This is a genomic window from Arthrobacter sp. V1I9 (genome assembly GCF_030817075.1).
Lineage (GTDB): Bacteria > Actinomycetota > Actinomycetes > Actinomycetales > Micrococcaceae > Arthrobacter.
In genome coordinates this window covers 589,239-607,995 of the sequence record NZ_JAUSYU010000001.1, presented here as the reverse complement: position 1 = coordinate 607,995, position 18,757 = coordinate 589,239, and the positions used below count along the sequence as shown (strand labels likewise).

The 18,757-nt window shown below is 65.0% G+C and carries 20 protein-coding genes; 6 read left to right on the top strand and 14 right to left on the bottom strand.

The genetic code is table 11. The annotated features are described in order from the left end of the window. Positions 1-66: 66 nt before the first annotated feature. Positions 67-321, bottom strand: a complete 255-nt coding sequence (locus tag QFZ70_RS02855) for a glutaredoxin family protein (protein WP_307094005.1) — start codon at positions 319-321, stop codon at positions 67-69. Positions 322-399: 78 nt separating this feature from the next. Here QFZ70_RS02855 and QFZ70_RS02850 point away from each other — a divergent pair, with 78 nt between their 5' ends. Continuing rightward, positions 400-1,218: an HAD family phosphatase gene (locus QFZ70_RS02850; RefSeq protein WP_307094004.1), complete on the top strand. Its 819-nt coding sequence runs from the start codon at positions 400-402 to the stop codon at positions 1,216-1,218. 81 nt (positions 1,219-1,299) lie between these two features. On the opposite strand, the gene QFZ70_RS02845 is transcribed toward QFZ70_RS02850, so the two are convergent. From QFZ70_RS02845 to QFZ70_RS02810, 8 genes are all read right to left on the bottom strand, one after another. Continuing rightward, positions 1,300-1,398 (bottom strand): 30S ribosomal protein bS22, encoded by a 99-nt coding sequence (locus QFZ70_RS02845; protein ID WP_003792170.1) that lies wholly within the window; start codon positions 1,396-1,398, stop codon positions 1,300-1,302. 190 nt (positions 1,399-1,588) lie between these two features. Then, positions 1,589-1,801: a helix-turn-helix domain-containing protein gene (locus tag QFZ70_RS02840; RefSeq protein ID WP_307094003.1), complete on the bottom strand. Its 213-nt coding sequence runs from the start codon at positions 1,799-1,801 to the stop codon at positions 1,589-1,591. Between the two features lie 162 nt (positions 1,802-1,963). Then, the gene (locus tag QFZ70_RS02835; protein WP_307094002.1) at positions 1,964-3,103 is read right to left on the bottom strand and encodes a 3-deoxy-7-phosphoheptulonate synthase; all 1,140 of its coding nucleotides are present in this window, start codon (positions 3,101-3,103) and stop codon (positions 1,964-1,966) included. A 212-nt stretch (positions 3,104-3,315) separates the two neighbouring features. Continuing rightward, positions 3,316-4,692 (bottom strand): glycoside-pentoside-hexuronide (GPH):cation symporter, encoded by a 1,377-nt coding sequence (locus tag QFZ70_RS02830; protein ID WP_307094001.1) that lies wholly within the window; start codon positions 4,690-4,692, stop codon positions 3,316-3,318. A 133-nt stretch (positions 4,693-4,825) separates the two neighbouring features. Next, positions 4,826-6,334 (bottom strand): rhamnulokinase family protein, encoded by a 1,509-nt coding sequence (locus QFZ70_RS02825; RefSeq protein ID WP_307094000.1) that lies wholly within the window; start codon positions 6,332-6,334, stop codon positions 4,826-4,828. Then, positions 6,331-8,382: a bifunctional aldolase/short-chain dehydrogenase gene (locus tag QFZ70_RS02820; RefSeq protein WP_373461517.1), complete on the bottom strand. Its 2,052-nt coding sequence runs from the start codon at positions 8,380-8,382 to the stop codon at positions 6,331-6,333. The genes QFZ70_RS02825 and QFZ70_RS02820 overlap by 4 nt, the downstream gene beginning before the upstream one ends. A 2-nt stretch (positions 8,383-8,384) precedes the next feature. Next, positions 8,385-9,563 carry an L-rhamnose isomerase gene (gene rhaI / locus QFZ70_RS02815; RefSeq protein ID WP_307093998.1) on the bottom strand — a complete coding sequence of 393 codons (1,179 nt, stop codon included), beginning with the start codon at positions 9,561-9,563 and terminating at the stop codon, positions 8,385-8,387. Positions 9,564-9,668: 105 nt separating this feature from the next. After that, positions 9,669-10,016 carry an L-rhamnose mutarotase gene (locus QFZ70_RS02810; protein ID WP_307093997.1) on the bottom strand — a complete coding sequence of 116 codons (348 nt, stop codon included), beginning with the start codon at positions 10,014-10,016 and terminating at the stop codon, positions 9,669-9,671. Between the two features lie 150 nt (positions 10,017-10,166). Between QFZ70_RS02810 and QFZ70_RS02805 the strand changes: the two genes are divergently transcribed. Next, positions 10,167-11,189, top strand: a complete 1,023-nt coding sequence (locus QFZ70_RS02805) for a LacI family DNA-binding transcriptional regulator (protein ID WP_307093996.1) — start codon at positions 10,167-10,169, stop codon at positions 11,187-11,189. Between the two features lie 32 nt (positions 11,190-11,221). On the opposite strand, the gene QFZ70_RS02800 is transcribed toward QFZ70_RS02805, so the two are convergent. Beyond that, a complete protein-coding gene (locus tag QFZ70_RS02800; protein WP_307093995.1) occupies positions 11,222-11,596 on the bottom strand; it encodes an STAS/SEC14 domain-containing protein in 375 nt (124 codons plus the stop codon). 127 nt (positions 11,597-11,723) lie between these two features. Here QFZ70_RS02800 and QFZ70_RS02795 point away from each other — a divergent pair, with 127 nt between their 5' ends. The 4 genes from QFZ70_RS02795 (at position 11,724) to QFZ70_RS02780 (ending at position 14,778) form a co-directional block, all read left to right on the top strand. Further along, positions 11,724-12,338, top strand: a complete 615-nt coding sequence (locus tag QFZ70_RS02795) for a thymidylate kinase (RefSeq protein ID WP_307093994.1) — start codon at positions 11,724-11,726, stop codon at positions 12,336-12,338. Positions 12,339-12,415: 77 nt separating this feature from the next. Then, positions 12,416-12,625 carry a hypothetical protein gene (locus tag QFZ70_RS02790; RefSeq protein ID WP_307093993.1) on the top strand — a complete coding sequence of 70 codons (210 nt, stop codon included), beginning with the start codon at positions 12,416-12,418 and terminating at the stop codon, positions 12,623-12,625. A 149-nt stretch (positions 12,626-12,774) separates the two neighbouring features. Beyond that, the gene (locus QFZ70_RS02785; RefSeq protein WP_307093992.1) at positions 12,775-13,272 is read left to right on the top strand and encodes a hypothetical protein; all 498 of its coding nucleotides are present in this window, start codon (positions 12,775-12,777) and stop codon (positions 13,270-13,272) included. 243 nt (positions 13,273-13,515) lie between these two features. Next, on the top strand, positions 13,516-14,778 hold the full coding sequence (locus QFZ70_RS02780; RefSeq protein WP_307093991.1) for a Gfo/Idh/MocA family protein: 1,263 nt from the start codon (positions 13,516-13,518) through the stop codon (positions 14,776-14,778). Positions 14,779-14,841: 63 nt separating this feature from the next. Here the strand turns inward: QFZ70_RS02780 and QFZ70_RS02775 are convergent, their stop codons facing one another. The 4 genes from QFZ70_RS02775 to QFZ70_RS02760 all read right to left on the bottom strand — a co-directional run bounded on the left by QFZ70_RS02775 (position 14,842) and on the right by QFZ70_RS02760 (position 18,729). Continuing rightward, positions 14,842-16,113 carry an MFS transporter gene (locus QFZ70_RS02775; protein ID WP_307093990.1) on the bottom strand — a complete coding sequence of 424 codons (1,272 nt, stop codon included), beginning with the start codon at positions 16,111-16,113 and terminating at the stop codon, positions 14,842-14,844. Between the two features lie 94 nt (positions 16,114-16,207). Next, a complete protein-coding gene (locus tag QFZ70_RS02770) occupies positions 16,208-16,837 on the bottom strand; it encodes a Poxvirus protein I5 (protein WP_307093989.1) in 630 nt (209 codons plus the stop codon). 24 nt (positions 16,838-16,861) lie between these two features. Then, on the bottom strand, positions 16,862-17,779 hold the full coding sequence (locus QFZ70_RS02765; RefSeq protein ID WP_307093988.1) for a carbohydrate ABC transporter permease: 918 nt from the start codon (positions 17,777-17,779) through the stop codon (positions 16,862-16,864). Then, positions 17,776-18,729, bottom strand: a complete 954-nt coding sequence (locus QFZ70_RS02760) for a carbohydrate ABC transporter permease (protein WP_307093987.1) — start codon at positions 18,727-18,729, stop codon at positions 17,776-17,778. The genes QFZ70_RS02765 and QFZ70_RS02760 overlap by 4 nt, the downstream gene beginning before the upstream one ends. Positions 18,730-18,757: the final 28 nt, after the last annotated feature.

The following is an 18,757-nucleotide window of genomic DNA, read 5'->3' as shown; positions in this document are numbered from 1 at the left end:
GAGCCCTCCGGCCGGTGCCAACAAAGCAGCCGGCCACAAAACGTACGCGGTCACGGGCGCTGCTCCCTATTGGGCCATGGCCCGCTGCAGCACGCGTTCCAGCCGGATCTCATCGATCTTCCAGAAGTCGCGCTGCACGCCGTCCACCAGCACCACCGGGATTTCTTCGGCGTAGCGGTCCCGCAGTTCCGGCTGGTGGTCCACCAGCTCTTCCGTCCACTCAAGCCCCAGCGAGGCGGTAACCCGGCCAACGGCGTCGCGCGCTTCTTCGCAGAGGTGGCAGTCAGCTTTGGTGATCAGGACGACGCGAGGTGTGGCCATGACTTAACCGTAGCCCCGTTGACTATGCCCCGCGACGCCGCACGGTGGCCACTGACGGGATTGACTAGACTCAGCCTTATGCCCGAGGAGAAATACGTCGCCGTAGTTACCAAGCCGGTTGCTGCGCCACAGCCGGGCGAGGCGGCGTTCTTCGATGTGGACAACACCCTCATGCGCGGCGCCAGCCTCTTCCATGTTGCCCGCAAGATGCACCAGCGCGGAGCCTTCACCCTTGCCCAGGCGGCGGGGTTCGCGTGGAAGCAGTTCAAGTTCGTGGCCCGCGGCGAGAACATGGACGATGTCCACGCTGTCCGGGACTCCGCACTGACCCTCGCCGCCGGCATCACGGTCGACGACGTCAAAGCCCTCGGCGAAGAGGTCTACGACGAAATGATCGCCTCCCGGATCTGGCCCGGCGCAAAGGCCCTGGCCGAGCAGCACCTGCGGGTGGGCCGGCGGGTCTGGCTGGTGACCGCGACGCCGATCGAGGTTGCCACCGTGATCTCGACCCGGCTGGGGCTCACCGGGGCGCTGGGTACTGTCGGGGAGATCTCCGAAGGTGTGTACACCGGCCGCCTGGTGGGAGACATCCTGCACGGTTCCGCCAAGGCAGTGGCCGTCCAGGCCATCGCGGACGCCGAGGAACTGGACCTCAGACGCTGCTGGGCCTACAGCGACTCCTATAACGACATCCCGCTGCTCACCCTCGTGGGCCACCCGGTGGCCATCAACCCGGACGTCCGCCTCCGCCGCCACGCCCGCGACCACAACTGGCCGGTCTACGACTTCCGGGCCGGCCGCCGCGCAGCAACCCTCGGCCTGAAGGCAGCCACCGCCTGCGGCGCCGTCTACGGACTCTGGAAAGGCTTCGCCCGCATCCGCGGCCCCCGGGCGTAACAAACCGCCGCAACGTCCACAGAACAGAAATGCCCGCCGCCTCGGAAGGCGACGGGCATTTCCACGCTGTTCGAAGTATCTCTACTTCTTGTTGCGGCGCTGGTGACGGGTCTTGCGAAGCAGCTTGCGGTGCTTCTTCTTGGCCATACGCTTGCGACGCTTCTTAATAACTGAACCCACGAAAGTTCCTCACAAACTAGATGCAGTACCTGTCTGATGGAAAGTGTTCGTGGACAGAGCTACGAACTGAACAACTGACAGATTCTTACAATGACGTAAAACGTTCCTTAACAGGGTACCGCTTATCGGGAGCGGGTTCTGACCGCGGGGGCTCCGACCGGCGGAAATAGGGCCATGGCGACGGAAAGGCTCAGGCGGTTTCCGTGTGGCCGTCCACTACGGCGCCTTTGAGGTACTGCTCCACCGCGGTCTCGGGTACCCGGTACGAGCGGCCGAACCGCACTGCCGGCATGTCGCCGGAGTGGACCAGCCGATAGACGGTCATTTTGGAGACGCGCATGACCTGGGCTACTTCAGCCACGGTCAGGAACTTCGCGTTGGAGAAGTTCTGTTCTGCCGACATTTCGCTATTTTCCTTTGCTGACGGATGGACAACAGTGACCCCATGTACGTGCCAATGCGGTGTTCCGATGCTGAGCCATCCACCAACCACCTTCTAGATACTCTAGATGTTCCTGTGGCCAATGTGAAAGTACCGCAAGGGAGCATTTCGCCCCCCCCGCACTCACCTCCTGCGCTTGCGGGCGGATGCGGCCAGCTGGTCCAGCACTGAAACCGAAACGTCCCAGTCCATGCACGCGTCCGTTACGCTCTGCCCGTACACAAGTTCCGACCGGCCGGCCGCGTGCTCCGCGACATTGAGGTTTTGCGCGCCGCCCACCAGGAAGCTTTCCAGCATGACCCCGGCGATGGCCTGCGCCGATGCCCCGGCGTCCTCGAGCTGGGAGCCGATTTCCAGCGCCACCTCAGCCTGGCGGTGGTGGCTCTTGCCGCTGTTGGCGTGGCTGGCGTCAACGATGAGGCGCGGGTTCAGCTGCTTGTTGGCGAGCTTCGCCGACGCGGCCTCGACGTCGGCGGCAGAGTAATTGGGTCCCTTGCGGCCGCCGCGGAGGATGACATGGGTGTCAGGGTTGCCGGCGGTGGCAACCAGCGCGGCCCTGCCGTCCCCGTCAATGCCAAGGAAGGCCTGGGCCGCCGCGGCCGCCCCGCATGCATCGATGGCTACCTGAAGGTCGCCGTCGGTCCCGTTCTTGAACCCGATGGGCATGGAGAGTCCGGAGGCGAGCTGCCGGTGGATCTGGCTCTCGGTAGTGCGGGCCCCGATGGCGCCCCAGGAAATGAGGTCCGCCATGTACTGCGGGCTGATGGGCTCGAGGAATTCGGTGGCGGTAGGCAGCCCGAGCGCGGTGACCTGCTGCAGGAAGTGCCGTGCAGTCCGGAGCCCGGTGACCATGTCGTGGCTGCCGTCCAGCCGCGGATCGTTGATCAGGCCTTTCCAGCCCACGGTGGTGCGCGGCTTCTCGAAGTAAGTCCGCATGACGATCAGCAGGTCTTCCTTGTGCTTTTCCGCCTGGCTGACCAGCCGCCGGGCGTACTCCAGCCCTGCCTTGGGATCGTGGATGGAGCAGGGTCCCACGATCACCAGCAGCCGGTCGTCCACGCCGTCCATGATGGCGCGGACTTCGTCACGCCCGCGTTCGACGACGCCTGCCACCCGGGCGTCCAACGGCAGTTCGGTGATGAGTTCCTGCGGAGTGGGCAGCGCTGTGAATTCGCTGACGCGCAGGTTGGACGTCGATTTTTCGGTGGGTTCCCTGCGAAGGTTGCCGGCAGTGGTGCCTGCGGGGGCTGTTGCGGTGCTCATGTTCGGGTCCTGTTCCAGATAGGAGCGGGCCCAGTCAGAACCCGCCGGAGAAACGGCGAAGGGCAGAGAATGATCTCTGCCCTGTTGGCTCTGAAGGAAAGTTGGATGCGTGTCAGTTAGACGCGGGCCCCTCCAGAGCCAACGAAAAATACGCATACCAACGGTTTGTCATGCCATGAACCATAACCGCAGCCCGCCGCGGCCGCAAAGTGTTACGTCGCGTCACGCGACAGGCTGGCCACAAGCTCCGCGTGCTTTTGGTCCGTCAGGCGGTACCAATACATGATCCCGACGGATGTCAGCACCAGGGCCCCCGGCAGCAGGCCTGCCGCCGCCCTGATGGCGAGGGTAGCCGCGTCCGTCTGCTCAGCCGTCCCGGAGACGTAACCGCCCCAGGCGAGCGAGAAGGCCACCACGCCGGCCCCGAATCCCATGCCCAGTTTCCGGGTGGCGGCCAAAAGGGCGTAGTTGATGCCCTGGACCCGGACGCCGGTTTTCCACTCCCCGTATTCCACGGTGTCGGCGATCAGGGCCCACGTCACGATGCTGACCGAAGCAGAAGCCAGGAGCCCCAGGACGAGGCCCAACAGGCCGAGCAGTGGTGCGTCCGCCGGGGCCAGGAAAACCAGTACGCCGCCCAACGCCCCGAATCCTCCGCCAACGCTGTAGACCGCCCGCTTGCCCCAGCGGGCCACAGGACGCGGCATCAGCACAGCCAGCGTCAGGGTAATGACCACCTGCGCAGCGGCCATGACCGGGAACAGGTCCACCCGGGACAGGACATCGCGGAGGTAGTAGAACTGGGAGGCACCCGTCGCGGACGTTCCCGTGACGAAAAGGACGGAACTGACGCAGAGGATCACCAGCGGGGAATTTGCCTTCAGCGCCGCCATGCTCTGGCGAAGGGTGATTTTGGGGACGCTGCCGTAGACCTGCTCAACGCAGACGGTGCCCGTGAAGATGTAGAGCAGGGACCCCACGACGGCGAAGGCCAGGGTCAGCCAGGTGAAGATCTGCTGCATATCCTGGCCGGCACCCAAGAGCGGTGCGATAAAAAAGCCCAGGGTGGCTCCGACCGACAAACCGCCGATGGTCCTTGCCCCGGCAAGCCGCGCGCGGTCTTTGGCGTCCTGCGTCATGGCCCCCACCAGGCAGCCATATGGCACGTTAACCATGCTGTAGGTAACACACACGAGCCCATACGTGCAGGACGCGTAAAGCAGTTTCATGGCTGGGTCGACGTCCGGAACATAAAACACAGCCACGCTCAGCAGCAGGGGAACAAACCCGAACATCAGGAACGGGCGGAACTTTCCCCACCGTTTGCTGTGGACGCGGTCCACGATGCGGCCGGCCGCCACATCGGTGAAGGCGTTAAAGACCCGGGCAACCAGCAGCAGCGTTCCTGCCGCCGCTGCGCCGATGCCCGCGACGTCCGTGTAGTACACAAGCAGGAACATGTTCCCGGTACTGATGATCATGCTGTTGGCTGCGTCGCCGGCGCCGTAGCCGAAAACGCTGAGCCTGCTGAGTTTCTTCATTGCTTCCTTGTTCCCGCCGGGCTCGGAAACCGTTTTCTTGAAGCCCACAAAAGGAACTTACCCGAAGATTTTGCGCAGAAACAGCAATGGCCTGATCAAGTGGCATTCCTGGCCGGCCGTCGAAGGTATCGATGACGGACAGGCAGCCCCGGGTGCCCGAAGGCGCCGGGGGCCAAGGAAGCTACAGCCGCGAGAGCTCCGGCACAAAAACCTGCAGTGGACTGCTGCCCGCCACCAGGGCACGGAGTTCTCCGAGCCCGCCGGTAACGGAACCTGCAGCGCGCGCCTGCACCAGGACGTTGCCCAGCGCTGTGGCTTCCACCGGTCCTGCTACCACTTTCCTGCCCGTGGCATCCGCGGTGAGCTGGCAGAGCAGCCGGTTCTGGGAACCGCCGCCCACCACATGCACCACGTCCACCGTACGGTCGGCGAGCCGCTCGGCGTCGCGGATGGTGCGGGCATAGCCGGCGGCAAGACTGTCCATGATGCAGCGGGTGATGGCGGCAGGATCGTTCGGCAAGACGTCTCCGGCGCGGCGGACCGCGCCCCGGATGCGCTCGGGCATGTTGTCCGGGGCGATGAAGTAGGGGTCATCCGGATTGATCTGCGGCCCGCCCGTGGGCAGTGCGGCCGCTGCGCTCAGCAGGGCGGGAAGATCGGGCCGGAACCCTTCCTGTGCCCACGTCCGCTGGCATTCGCTCAAAAGCCAAAGCCCGCCCATGTTGCGCAGGTAGCGGATGGTGCCGTCCACGCCGCGCTCGTTGGTGAAGTTCGCCTCGCGGCTGGCCTCCGTCAGGACCGGGTGCTTCAGTTCCAGTCCCACCAGGGACCAGGTGCCGGAGGAGATATACGCGAAGTTCTCCTCTTCCTTGTCCACTGTCGCCGGAACTGCTGCGACGGCGGACGCCGTGTCGTGCGAGCCCACTGCCACTACCCGGGTGTCCTGGGGCAGGCCCACCTGCGCGGCGATGACCGGCAGGAGGGTGCCGACGGTTTCGCCGGGCTGGACCAGCGGCGGGAAGAGGTCCTTCCGGAGGCCCAGGGCGGCGAGGAACTCGGTGGCCCACTCCCCCGCGACGGCGTCGAACAGGCCGGTGGTGGAGGCGTTGGTGGCCTCGGTCCGGCGCTGTCCGGTGAGGAGGAACGCGATCAGGTCCGGGATCAGGAGTGCCTGCACCCCGTCCAGGTCCGGCTCGCTGGCCAACTGGTAGACGGTGTTGAACTGCAGGAACTGCAGCCCCGTCGTCCCGTACAGGCGCGCAGGGTCCAGTTTCCGGTGCACGGGCTCGACGGCGGCGCGGCTGCGGTCATCGCGGTAGCTGAACGGCTGGGCCGTCAGCTCGCCGGCGGCGTTGACCAGGCCGTAATCCACGGCCCAGGTGTCGATGCCGATACTGGCCACCCGCTCACCCTGCACGGCGGCGACGGTGGCTGCCGCTGAAAGTCCCTTGAGCACCTCCGCGAAGAGGGCGTTGAAGTCCCAGCGGAGGCCGCCGTCGATCTCCACCACGCCGTTGGGGAAGCGGTGAACCACTTCCAGTCCCACGCCGTCTCCGGTGACCCGGCCCAGGATGACCCGGCCCGAGGAGGCGCCAATATCGACAGCGGCGAACACCTGGCGGTGGGATGTGGCGGCGGACACCGCCCCGGCTGGTGCCGGGGCGGTGTCCGGTGCTGCTGCTTCGCTCATCGGAGGAAGGCTGCGGCTACGCCGGCGTCCACGGGGATGTGCAGGCCGGTGGTGTGGGACAGTTCGTTGCTGGTGAGGACGGCGGCGGCGTTGGCCACGTGCTCGGGCAGGACTTCGCGCTTGAGCAGGGTGCGCTGGGCGTAGTACTCGCCCAGTTTTTCCTCGTCAACGCCGTACACCGCAGCGCGCTTGGCGCCCCAGCCGCCGGCGAAGATGCCGGAGCCGCGCACCACGCCGTCGGGGTTGATGCCGTTGACGCGGATGCCGTGCTCACCGAGTTCGGCCGCGAGGAGCCGGACCTGGTGGGCCTGGTCGGCCTTGGTGGCGGAGTAGGCGATGTTGTTCGGGCCGGCGAACACGGAGTTCTTGGAGGAGATGTAGATGATGTCCCCGCCCAGGCCCTGGGCGATCATGACCTTCGCCGCGGCCTTGGCCACCAGGAACGAGCCCTTGGCCATGACGTTGTGCTGCAGGTCCCAGTCCTTCTCGGTGGTTTCCAGCAGCGGCTTGGAAATGGACAGGCCGGCGTTGTTGACCACCAGGTCCACGCCGCCGAACGCCATGACGGCGGCGTCGATCGCTGCCGCGACCTGGGCCTCGTCGGTCACGTCAGCCTGGACACCGATGGCAACGTCCGGGCCGCCAAGCTCTTCGGCGACCTTCTCGGCGTTTTCAAGGTTCAGGTCGGCGATGACAACGCAGGCGCCTTCGGCGGCGAGGCGGGTGGCGATGGCCTTGCCGATGCCGGACGCCGCGCCGGTCACCAGGGCGATGCGGGTGGCGTGGGACTTGGGCTTGGGCAGGCGGGCCAGCTTGGCTTCCTCCAGCGCCCAGTACTCAATCCGGAACTTCTCGGATTCCTCGATGGGGGCGTACGTGGAGATCGCCCCGGCGCCGCGCATCACGTTGATGGCATTGATGTAGAACTCGCCGGCAACGCGGGCGGTCTGCTTGTTCGCGCCGTACGAGAACATGCCTATGCCCGGGACCAGCACGATGGCCGGATCCGCGCCGCGCAGTGCCGGGGACTCGGCGTCCGCGTGGCGGTCGTAGTACGCCTGGTAGTCCTCGCGGTAGTCCGCGTGCAGCTCGTGCAGCCGGGCAATGGAGTCCTCGACGGATGCATCGGCGGGCAGGTCCAGAATCAGCGGCTTGACCTTGGTGCGCAGGAAGTGGTCCGGGCAGGAGGTGCCCAGTGCCCCCAGGCGCGGGTGCTCGGCAGCTTCAAGGAAGTCCAGGACGACGGCGTCATCGCTGAAGTGCCCCAGGACCGGCTTGTCCGTGGAGGCCAGGCCGCGGATCACGGGTGCCAGGGCTGCGGCCTTGGCGCGGCGCTCTGCCTCGGGCAGGGCAGCGTAGCCCGGAAGCTTGGCGCCGAACGGTTCGGCCTTGCCGTTGTCCGCGATGTACTTCTCGGCCTGTTCGATGATCCAGAGCGAGTTGGTTTCGGCTTCCTCGCTGGTGGTGCCCCAGGCCGTGATGCCGTGGCCGCCGAGGATGGTGCCGATGGCCTGCGGGTTCGCGTCCTTGATCGCGGCGATGTCCATGCCCAGCTGGAACCCGGGGCGGCGCCAGGGAACCCAGACCACCTTGTTGCCGAAGATCTTGGTGGTCAGCGCCTCGCCGTCCACAGCGGTGGCGATGGCGATGCCGGAGTCAGGGTGCAGGTGGTCCACGTGTGCGGCGTCCACCAGCCCATGCATGGCCGTATCGATCGAGGGGGCAGCGCCGCCCTTGCCGTGCAGGCAGTAATCGAACGCGGCCACCATCTCGTCCTCACGCTCAACGCCGGGGTAGACGTTCTTCAGCGCGTTCAGGCGGTCCAGGCGCAGCACTGCAAGGTTCTGGGCCTTCAGCGTGCCCAGGTCACCGCCGGAGCCCTTGACCCACAGCAGCTGGACGTCCTCGCCCGTGACGGGGTCCTTCGCGGTGCCCTTGGCGGAGGTGTTGCCGCCGGCGAAGTTGGTGTTCCGCTTGTCCGCGCCGAGCCGGTTGGAACGCGAAATCAGGTCTTCAACAGTTTTGTTAGCTGTGTTCTGCATGGTCATGCTTATGCGCCCCATCCGGCTTGCTGGCCGCCTGCGCGGTCCTCGTTGATCTTCTTCTGGTAGCCGCTGGCCTTGAACGCTGCCAGCGGGTCCCCGGGCAGGCCGCGGGATTCACGCCACTCGGCCAGGACCGGGCGGACATCGGTGTAGAAGGCATCGTTGAGGATGCCGTTGGCGGCCAGCACATCGCCGGCGCGCTGTGCCTCCGCCAGGGCTTCGGTGTCGATCAGCAGGGCGCGGGCGGTCATTTCCTGGACGTTCAGGACCGAGCGGATCTGGCCCGGGATCTTCTCTTCCAGGTTGTGGCACTGGTCCAGCATCAGAGCGACAGCGGAATTCCCCACAGCGTCCTTGCCGTAGCCGCCGCCGCGGATTACCTCGTGCATGATGCGGAACAGCTGGAACGGGTCAGCCGCGCCAACAATCAGGTCATCATCCGCGTAGAAGCGGGAGTTGAAGTCAAAGGACCCCAGCTTGCCCAGGCGCAGCAGCTGCATCACGATGAACTCGATATTGGTGCCCGGGGCGTGGTGGCCGGTGTCCAGGCAGACAAACGCCTTCTCGCCGAGTGCCAGGGTCTGGGCGTAGGAGGTGCCCCAGTCAGGAACATCCGTGTGGTAGAAAGCCGGCTCGAAGAACTTGTACTCCAGCACCAGGCGCTGCTCGTCACCCAGCGCGGCGTAAATTTCCTGCAGGGATTCGGCCAGGCGGTCCTGGCGCCCGCGCATGTCGTCCTGGCCCGGGTAGTTGGTGCCGTCAGCAAGCCAGATCTTCAGGTCCTTCGACCCGGTGGCGTGCATGATCTGGATGCAGTCCAGGTGGTGGGCCACGGCGCGGCGGCGGACCGTCTCGTTCGAGGACGTCAGCGAACCGAACTTGTACTCATCATCCTGGAAGGTGTTGGAGTTGATGGTGCCCAAACCAACGCCCAGCCCGGCGGCGTACTCCTTCAGGGCGGCGTAGTCATCCACCTTGTCCCACGGAATGTGGAGCGCAACGGTGGGAGCCAGCCCGGTCAGTTCGTGGACCTTGGCCGCATCCGCAAGCTTTTCCTGCACGGTGCGCGGGGTGCCGGGGGTACCGAACACCTTGAACCGCGTCCCTGAATTTCCATAAGCCCACGAGGGGACCTCGATGGCAAGCTCCTCGAGCCTGCCCAGCGCCGTTGCTACTTCATTCATGATGTTGGTTCTTTCCGGTGTCTTTGTTGGGCTGTTGCCTGATGGGTGTTGCTGTGTTGTGCGGCCCCGCTGCTGGAGCGCCCTGTGCGTGGAAGTTTGTGCCCGTCAGCCTGTGGAGGACTCCGCCGCCGTGAGCTGGTTGTCGAGGTTGAAGACTTCCTCAAGTACTTGGAACCCCTCATCGGGTGCCTGGTCCGTGTCTTCGAAGAGTGTGGCCATTTCAGCCTGCCAGCGGGCGTTCACGTCCGCGAGGGCCATGCGGGCCCGGGCTGCGTTGAAGTCGTCGCATTCCAGGTAGCCAATCAGGAGCCCGTCTTCGCCGAGGAACAGCGAGTAGTTGTTCCAGCCGGCATCCTTGAGCGCCCGGAGCATCTCCGGCCAAACGGCGGCGTGCCGGCGGCGGTATTCGTCGATCAGCGCTGGCTGGACCGAGGCACGGAAGCACACCCTCATTTGGAACTCTCCTGAACTCGCAAATCTTTGAATCGTTTCATTAGTACGATTCAAAGTACTCTTGAATCTGACTAGGTGTCAAGCATTCCGGGACCTGTTTCCCACCAAAACCGGGAGGCATGTGCACTCGGCCCACCAGCACGGAGAATCATGAATCGCTCAGCCAGCATCAAGGACGTAGCCAACCACGCGAACGTGGCGGTGGGCACGGTTTCGAATGTGCTGAACTACCCGGACAGGGTCTCGCAACGGACCAAGGAACGGGTGCTGCGTGCCATCGACGAACTGGGTTTCGTCCGCAACGACGCCGCCCGTCAGCTGCGCGCCGGCCACAGCCGCACCATAGGCCTCATTGTCCTGGACGTGGGCAACCCCTTTTTCACTTCCGTGGTGCGCGCTGCCGAGGATGCGGCCGCCCTCCAGGGCAGTGCCGTCCTGCTCGGCGACAGCGGGCACGACGCCGGCCGGGAAGCGAACTACATCGACCTGTTCCAGGAGCAGCGCGTCCAGGGCCTCCTCATTTCACCCGTGGGCGATGTCACGGAGCGCCTGGACCTGCTCCGCGAGCGCGGCGTGCCCACCGTCCTGGTGGACCGGTTGGCTGACGAGGATAAGTTCAGCTCAGTGGCCGTTGACGACGACGCCGGCGGGTACCTGGCTGCGCGGCACCTGCTGGACACCGGCCGCCGTCGGCTCGCCTTTGTGGGTGGCTCCGCTTCCATCCGCCAGGTGGCTGACCGCCTGCAGGGCGCCCAGCGCGCAGTAAAGGAAGAACCGGACGCCACGCTGGAGGTGCTGGTTTCGGAAGGCCAAACCGTCCTGGCCGGGCGCAGCGTCGGCAACATGCTGGTGGAACGGGAGCGCGGCGGGCTTCCTGACGGGATCTTCTGCGCCAACGACCTCCTGGCGCTCGGAGTCATGCAGTCGCTCACCATGACGCACACCTTCCGGATTCCGGAGGACATTGCCTTGATCGGCTACGACGACATCGACTTTGCGGTCTCCGCCGTGGTGCCTCTCTCGTCCATCCGGCAGCCCACCGAGGCCTTGGGCAGGACGGCCATCGAACTCCTGGCGGAAGAGGTTGAAGCCCAGCACCCCCGGCACCGCGCGGTCATCTTCACCCCGGAACTGGTGGTCCGGCAAAGTACCGCGGCGCCGTCCGCGGGCTGACCGGACTTTCGCCCTGCCTAGCATCAGGCGGATTAGCCTGCCTGCTGCAGCCAGTCCATGGACTCCGTCCTGGAAGTAAAGAATCGGGTGGGGCACGGCGGAACGTGCACCCCGAGGAAAAAGTTCGCCAGGATCCGGTCTACGGGGCTGGAACCCAGCAGGGCGATCCGGTTTGCAGCGCAAGGGATGGAGAACACCGAGCGGGCCGCCCTGGTGACGTTTTCCGTGGTGGCCATGTCCACGAGCATGGGGAAAGTCCCCTCCCCTGCTATCTCGTTGACAGCTGCCATTGCCGCCTGGGCGTCATGTTGTTCTATACGGACTTGCGGCTCCCAGATAAGGTGGATGACGCCGTCGGAACGCAACTCCACCGTACCTTTGCCACCATCGACAATTACAGGCTCCATGCCAGTCTCCCTCCAGTGCAGACTCCCCTATTCTGCTCCAACCTCGACCCGGGGGCGTCCTCACCTGCTCAGCCTGTCCACAGGCTTCCAGAACCGCAGCCACAGGGCACCACCGTATGAAAGAGATATGACACAACGCTCAAGACGACCATCAGCCCTCATTGTGGTGCTGGGCATTGATGGCGCGGGCAAGTCCACTGCCGTTCAAGGTGTGGAGGAACTCATGCCAAGCACACCGGTGCTGGTCCTGGGCAACTATTCGGGGCGCAAAACAATCTCCGCCCTCGCCCGGCGCTTCGGGCTGCCACTGCCCGCCCAGGTGGCGGATATCCTCGAAACCGTTGTCCGGGTCTACAACGTCCTGCTCAACCACCTGCGTGCAGGGCGCTTCGACGGGCTGGTCATTATGGACAGGCACCTGTACTGCCAGCTGGCCCTCCGGAAGGCACGGGGCATACACCGCCACCGGATGCTGGAAGCCCTGCTGGAGATGCTGCCGAAGGCCCAGGCAATAGTCTATTTCGACCTCACGGCTGAGCAGGCGTACGAACGGATTGCGCTCAGGGGCGAGGACCAGGAAAACCTCGAGGACCTCCAGAGGTTCAGGATGGCCTACACGGACCTGCCATGGTTTCCACGTTTCGTTGTTATTGATGCGGGCGGCTCCACCGAGAACAGTGCCCTGCAGCTGCAGCAGGCCATCGCCGGTGCGTTGGAATCTCCCTCCTCCTGCCCCCAGTGACGCCGCCACCACAATTCGCCACCGCAAACGCCGTTGATGCTCTTGTGGGGCGGGGGTAGCAGAAGCAAGGATTGGTTATGGACCACCTGCGGCACACAGCCAGACACCTGCTGCAGCGCAAGGACCTTGGCCTGATCGATCTCTGGATCTTGTACTGGAACCATGGCGGGCACTGCCACCCCTTTGACTTTGATGCCTTTATCCATGAGGTGCTGCCCGTCGAGTGGTTCGACATGGACGCCCTGCAGTCCGCGGTCGAGGAACTCTCACTGGAAGCCATCGCCTGACCTGGCTCCCCCGCATGGCCCAAACTGCCGCCGTCGGCATTCTCCAGGGGGATGCGCAGGCGCTCAAGGGCGGTTGCAGGTTAGGGCCTCCACCCTGCTGGGTACGTACCAAGGACTCGGGTACGTCTCAAGCTGGATTGGAGCAATACATGCAGGGCGAAATGAGGGGACGGCGACTGCTCGCAGCCGCGAGCAAGGGCGCGGTGTGCGGCCTGGTCGGAGTGGCGGTGATGACTGCCGGCGAGAAAGCCGAGCAGCTCTTCACAAAGCGGCCAAATTCCTATGTGCCTGCCCGCACCCTTCTCGCGCTCCTGGCCAAGGCTCCCCGGCAGGCGGAGAAACCCCTGGTGTGGAACCATGTGATGCACTGGGGCACGGGGGCGGTACTGGGCTCACTTCGCGGCATGTGGGCGGTCACCGGGATCCGCGGAACCCTGGCCAACACCAAGCACACGGCCGTACGGCTTGCCTTTGACCAAACCCTTGAGAATGCCAGCGGCATGGGCGCACCACCCGCCTCCTGGAGTCCGCAAGAACAGGCGGTCGACGTCCTGCACAAAGCTATCTATTCGATTGCGACGGGCATTGCAGCGGACCGCTGGATCCCACCTCTGCTGGAGTCCCGCCAAGGAACCACCAGCCACTAGGGGGCAGCAGTCAGCTGCAGCTTCTCCGCTACCACGTTCCGGCATACGGCACGCAGCGGCGCCATCTGTAGGAGCCTTATGTAGCCTCCGCCCCAGCACCTTGCCGAAGGAATCCGTCGGAATATTTGAATCGTTACATAACTGGACATTCACGACAGTCACCCCGCACACTGGGAAGCGGAAAGCGCTTGCCACAAGGGCGGCCGAAGAACGCCGTGCCCTGTCCGGGCGGAATGGAGCACCATGGAAACGCCAGCCGGCACCGTCGCCGGGACCCAGCCCCGCAACCAACACCGCCTGACCCCTGCCGCCACGCACGCCGCCGAGCCCGGTGCGGAGCACCCCGGCGTGCCCGCTGCAAGGGTGGCGCTGGTAGGTGTCCACGGCTTCGGCACACACCACCTGCGGAACCTGGAACGCCTTCAGGGCGCCGGCGTCGTCCACCTTGTTGCCGTTGCTGACCCCACTCCCCCGGCTCCCGGCTCAGTCCCTGCAACAACCGCCGTCTTTCCGGGGCTGACCGAACTGCTCGCGGACACCAGCGGGCTGGATCTGATTATTGTTGCCACCCCCATCCAGACCCATGCCCCGCTTGGCCTGGCAGCACTGGCCACCGCCGCCGACCTCTACCTGGAAAAGCCGCCGGTCGCATCGCTGGCGGACTTCAGCCGGCTCTGCGACGCTGCTGCGGCCAACGGCAGGAGTGTCCAGATCGGCTTCCAGAGCCTGGGTTCCCACGCGCTGAAGGCCATCGAAAAGCTCCTCGCGGACGGAACCATCGGCACCTTGCAGGGCATCTCGGCCACTGGCCGCTGGGTCCGGGACCGGGCCTACTACAAGCGGTCCCGCTGGGCCGGCAAACGCACCATCGACGGCGTGGACGTGGTGGACGGCGTGGCCACCAATCCGCTGGCCCATGCGGTGGCGACAGCGCTGAGGATTGCCGGGGCACGTACCACTGCAGACATCGCTTCCCTGGAAACCGAGCTCTACCGCGCCAACCAGATCGAGTCGGATGACACGTCGGTGATCCGGATCCGAACCAGCGCAGGGCTGCCCATCACCTGCGCCCTCACACTGTGCGCCACCGAGTCCGTGGAACCGTATGTGACCCTCCAGGGCTCGGAAGGAACAGCCGTCTTCCACTACACCGAGGACCGCCTGACGGTGGAGACAGCAGCCGGCCGCTCCGAGGAGGTCTTCGGACGGGACGACCTGACGGAAAACCTGCTGGCCCACCGCAACACCGGGGCTCCGCTCATCAGCCCTCTCCTGGACAGCGGTGCGTTTATGCTCGTCCTGGAAGCCATTCGAACTGCCCCGCTGCCGGCACCTCTTGACGAGGCGCACTTCCGCTGGGTGGGCGAGGGGGATGCGGCGCATGCAGTGGTCCCCGGCATCGAGGAGGCCCTGGCACGTGCCGCCCGGCAGCATGCCACCTTCAGTGAACTGGGGCTTCCCTGGGCAGGAACGGCCCCGCACGCCTTCGAACTTCCAGCTTCCTGACATGCCCCCCACCCCGGCCGCGGAACACGTAGCGTGATGGTCCATGCTTCGCCGAGGGACGGGTCAGGCGGACCGCACGCGGCGGGAATTACACCACAGTAAAAGACCGATCACGGCTGCGGACAGCATGCCCAGCCCGCCGGTGGTCACGAGCCCCAGCCGCACGCCAAACTGCTCCGTCAGCCAACCGGCCAGCAGGCCGCCCAGGGCGTGTCCGCCCAGCAGGAGGGGCAGATACAGCGCCATCACCCGGCCGCGGATCTCCGGGCCGGCCTCAAGTTGCACCGCGGTAGCGGCGCTGGTGAGGAACAGCAGGGTCATCAGGCCAACCACCACCAGCATCACAATGAAGAGGATGAGGCTGGGCATCAGTGCCGCAACCAGCTGGGACAGCCCAAACAGGCCTGCCGCAAGCACGATCCCCTTCCGTCCCAGGCTCCGAAGGCGGGCCGCCAGCAGCGCACCGGCAAGGGCACCGATGGCACTGACTGTGTTGAAGAGCCCGAACCCTTCAACCCCGTTATGCCATTCACGTTCCGCAAAGGCTGCCAGCACCACGGGCCCGTTCATGCCGAACATCCCCAGGAGCCCGGCCAGGGCAATAATCAGCAGCAGCGAAGGCCGCTCGCGGACATAACGGAACCCGGCCAGGAGTTGGCCCCGGCCCCGTTCCGCCGGGATGCTCGGATGCAGCTCGGCCGGACGGATGGCGGCAATCAGGCAAAGCACCAGCAAGCACAGCACCGAGTTCGCAGCAAACGCCGCCGCAGAACCAACCTGTGCAATAACTATTCCGGCCAGCGCTGGTCCTGCCATCGCGCCCAGTTGGCCGATGGCGTTGTTGATGCCGATGGCGGGCCTGAGGGCGGCGTCCCCCACGACTTCATTGACGAACACCTGGCTGGCAGGCTGGTTGATGGCTGAAGTCACTCCGAGCGCTACGCAGCTGGCGTAAACGGCCCAGACGGTGATGGTCCCGCTCGCCGCCCATGCGGCCAGGCCCATGGCCAGGAAGGCAATGACCACCTGGCAGAACAGCATGATCCGGCGTTTGGGAAACATGTCCACCAGTAAGCCGCTGAGTGGTCCCACAATCAGCATGGGCAGGAACTGCAGCGCAACGGCCACACCCACGGCGGCGGGGCTGCCGGTCAGTTGCAGCACCAGCCAGTCCTGGGCGAGCCGCTGCATCCACACACCAACACTGCCGGTGAATACCAGTGCCAGGAAGAGCCGGTAGTTGCGCTGCTTCAGGGGCTGGTACCACGGCGCCTGCTTGGGTTGGCTCGTCGGAGAAGGGAGGGACTGTTCGGAACGCTGGCGGTCGGAAGACACGTCGGACTCGTCTCAAATTAGTGACGGGCGGAACCTGAAAATGTTTACAGCGTGCCGTTCTTGCCGGCCGCCGGGGTATTGCTTCCCGCCGGGTTCAGGCGCGGGCGGAGCGCAGCTTTACTGCTGCGGCGGCGAGGATCAGGGTGCCGGGAACCACCACGAAAAGCGCCGCCAGCATCCACACAAACACCACTGCCCCGAAGAGCGCGGCGGCAAGCAGGAGGGACCCGCTCCAGTCCTTAAGTGACAGGGCTTGGCCGGCCTCAAGTGCGGAGCGCCAGGCACTGCGGGCGTCGTCCCGGGAGCCTGCGAAATCGGACCAGGCGGCCGTGGTGCGCAGGAGCAGGATGGCCGCCTTGGCAGCAAGGATCAGGGTTGCCGGCAGGACCACTTCCCGGCCCGGAAGCTGTCCCACCCAAGCGAGCAAAAGGTTCAGGACAATCACGACGGCGGCTGCCGCCGTCGTGATTCCAAGCTTCCAGCTGCCTGGCAGGGCTGCCTTGAAGGTGTCCCAGAGGCCGCGGACGGAATCGTCCCTCCCGGAAAGGTGCCGTTCAAGATGGGCGATCCCCGCCGCATATGCGGCGGGGATCGTTACCAGTGGAAGGGACAGCACCAGCACCAGCACCCCTGCCAGGAGGGTCTCGGAGAACAGCGCAAAGCGGTTCACCGGGACGGGTTCGTGGTGGCTGGGGGCGGGTATGGTGCTGTCCATAACGCTCATTTTCTGTCTCGGTTTTCCGGGCCGTTAGCCCTTGAGGCCCTGGGTGGAGACGCCTTCAACAATGTACCGCTGGAACACCAGGAAGAAGATCAGCACCGGCAGCAGGGCCAGGACGGACATGGCGATCATTGCACCGTAGTCCGAGCTTTGGGTCTGGTCCACGAAGAGGCGCAGGGCCAGCGGCAGCGGGTACTTGTCCGGGGTGTTCAGGTAGAGCAGCGGGCCCAGGAAGTCGTTCCAGCTCCAGATGAAGGAGAAGATCGAGGTGGAGATCAGGGCCGGCTTCATCAGCGGCAGCATGATGGACGTGAAGATCCGGACGTGGCCGGCGCCGTCGATCCTGGCTGCCTCGTCCAGCTCACCGGGCAGGTTGCGCATGAACTGGACCATCAGGAACACGAAGAACGCGTCAGCGGCCAGGAATTTGCCGATCAGCAGCGGCACGTAGGTGTCCACCAGGCCCAGCTGCTGGAACACGATGTACTGCGGGATGATCACCACGTGGAACGGCAGGAGCAGGGTGGCGATCATCATGCCGAAGAACACGCTGCGGCCCGGGAACTTGATTCTTGCGAACGCATACGCTGACACGCTGGCGGAGAGAACGGTGCCCACCACGGCGCCGATGGCCAGGATCAGCGAGTTGGTGAAGAACTGCAGCGTGGACACGCCGCCGATGCCGTCCATGGCCGTGACGAAGTTGTCGAAGCTGAAGTTGTTGGACCACAGCGACGTGTTGGCGCCGCCGATCTCGGCGTTCGGCTTGAACGAGGAGGCGATCATCCACAGGCCCGGGTACAGGACCACTGCCGTGAGGGCCAGTGCCACGATGTGGAAGAGGGTGCTCTTGGCGCGCTTGGCCCCAACCGATTCGGACTTGGGGTTGTAGTTAGGCACCTGAGCGTCCGGGGTGGACTGGGTGGGGGTTGCCGTGGTTGTCATTTTGCATCACCGCTGTAGTGGACCCAGGACTTGGACGTGCGGAAGAAGATCAGGGTGATAATGCCGACGACGATCACCAGCAGCCAGGCCATCGCCGAGGCGTAGCCCATCCGGAAGTCGCTGAAGCCCCGCAGGTACAGGTAGAGGGTGTAGAAGAGGGTGGAACCGGCTGGGCCGCCTTCACCGTTGGAGATGATGTAGGCCGAGGCGAAGATCTGGAACGCGTGGATGGTTTCCATCAGCAGGTTGAAGAAGATCACCGGGGAGAGCATGGGCCAGGTGATGTTGAAGAACTTCCGCACCGGACCGGCGCCGTCCATGGACGCAGCCTCGTAGAGGTCTGCCGGGATCTGCTTCAAACCGGCGAGGAAGATCACCATCGGGGCGCCGAACTGCCACACGGTCAGCAGGATGAACATCGGCATGGTCATGGACGGGTTGCCCACCCAGCCGCCCAGGTTGATCCCGAAGAAGGACAGGCCCTGGTCCACCGGACCGGCGTCGCCGAACATGGCCTTCCAGACGATGGCGATGGAGACGGACGCGCCGATCAGGGACGGTGCGTAGAACGCCGAGCGGTAGAAACCCTGGCCGCGGCGCTTGCTGTTCAGGAGCATTGCCACTGCCAGTGCGGCGGCGAGCTTGAGCGGGGTACCGAAGACCACGTAGCCCACGGTCACGCCCACGGACTGCAGGAAGCGTTCGTCCTGGAAGAGGGTGGTGTAGTTGTCCAGGCCAATCCACTTGGGCGGATCGAACAGGTTGTAGTTGGTGAAGGACAGGTAGAGCGAGGAAATCATAGGCCCAACAGTGAGGGCGATGAATCCCAGCAGCCAGGGCAGCAGGAAGGTGTAGCCGGCGCGGGCATCCGCTCCACGCTGCCGCGACTTGCGCGGCAGCGTGGAATCGGACTGCGCCGAACGCCTGCTCAATGTTGGGCTTTGAGTCACGAGTTCAATCCGTCAGTTGTGATCGTCG

Bases quoted from the DNA above. Each gene is read 5' to 3' on its own strand.
- QFZ70_RS02840 (WP_307094003.1), bottom strand. From the start codon at position 1,801: ATGTCGGCAGAACAGAACTTCTCCAACGCGAAGTTCCTGACCGTGGCT.
- QFZ70_RS02805 (WP_307093996.1), top strand. From the start codon at position 10,167: ATGAATCGCTCAGCCAGCATCAAGGACGTAGCCAACCACGCGAACGTG.
- QFZ70_RS02765 (WP_307093988.1), bottom strand. From the start codon at position 17,779: ATGACAACCACGGCAACCCCCACCCAGTCCACCCCGGACGCTCAGGTG.
- QFZ70_RS02820 (WP_373461517.1), bottom strand. From the start codon at position 8,382: ATGACCATGCAGAACACAGCTAACAAAACTGTTGAAGACCTGATTTCG.
- QFZ70_RS02835 (WP_307094002.1), bottom strand. From the start codon at position 3,103: ATGAGCACCGCAACAGCCCCCGCAGGCACCACTGCCGGCAACCTTCGC.
- rhaI (WP_307093998.1), bottom strand. From the start codon at position 9,563: ATGAATGAAGTAGCAACGGCGCTGGGCAGGCTCGAGGAGCTTGCCATC.
- QFZ70_RS02770 (WP_307093989.1), bottom strand. From the start codon at position 16,837: ATGAGCGTTATGGACAGCACCATACCCGCCCCCAGCCACCACGAACCC.
- QFZ70_RS02800 (WP_307093995.1), bottom strand. From the start codon at position 11,596: ATGGAGCCTGTAATTGTCGATGGTGGCAAAGGTACGGTGGAGTTGCGT.
- QFZ70_RS02810 (WP_307093997.1), bottom strand. From the start codon at position 10,016: ATGAGGGTGTGCTTCCGTGCCTCGGTCCAGCCAGCGCTGATCGACGAA.
- QFZ70_RS02780 (WP_307093991.1), top strand. From the start codon at position 13,516: ATGGAAACGCCAGCCGGCACCGTCGCCGGGACCCAGCCCCGCAACCAA.
- QFZ70_RS02855 (WP_307094005.1), bottom strand. From the start codon at position 321: ATGGCCACACCTCGCGTCGTCCTGATCACCAAAGCTGACTGCCACCTC.
- QFZ70_RS02785 (WP_307093992.1), top strand. From the start codon at position 12,775: ATGCAGGGCGAAATGAGGGGACGGCGACTGCTCGCAGCCGCGAGCAAG.
- QFZ70_RS02795 (WP_307093994.1), top strand. From the start codon at position 11,724: ATGACACAACGCTCAAGACGACCATCAGCCCTCATTGTGGTGCTGGGC.
- QFZ70_RS02850 (WP_307094004.1), top strand. From the start codon at position 400: ATGCCCGAGGAGAAATACGTCGCCGTAGTTACCAAGCCGGTTGCTGCG.
- QFZ70_RS02790 (WP_307093993.1), top strand. From the start codon at position 12,416: ATGGACCACCTGCGGCACACAGCCAGACACCTGCTGCAGCGCAAGGAC.
- QFZ70_RS02825 (WP_307094000.1), bottom strand. From the start codon at position 6,334: ATGAGCGAAGCAGCAGCACCGGACACCGCCCCGGCACCAGCCGGGGCG.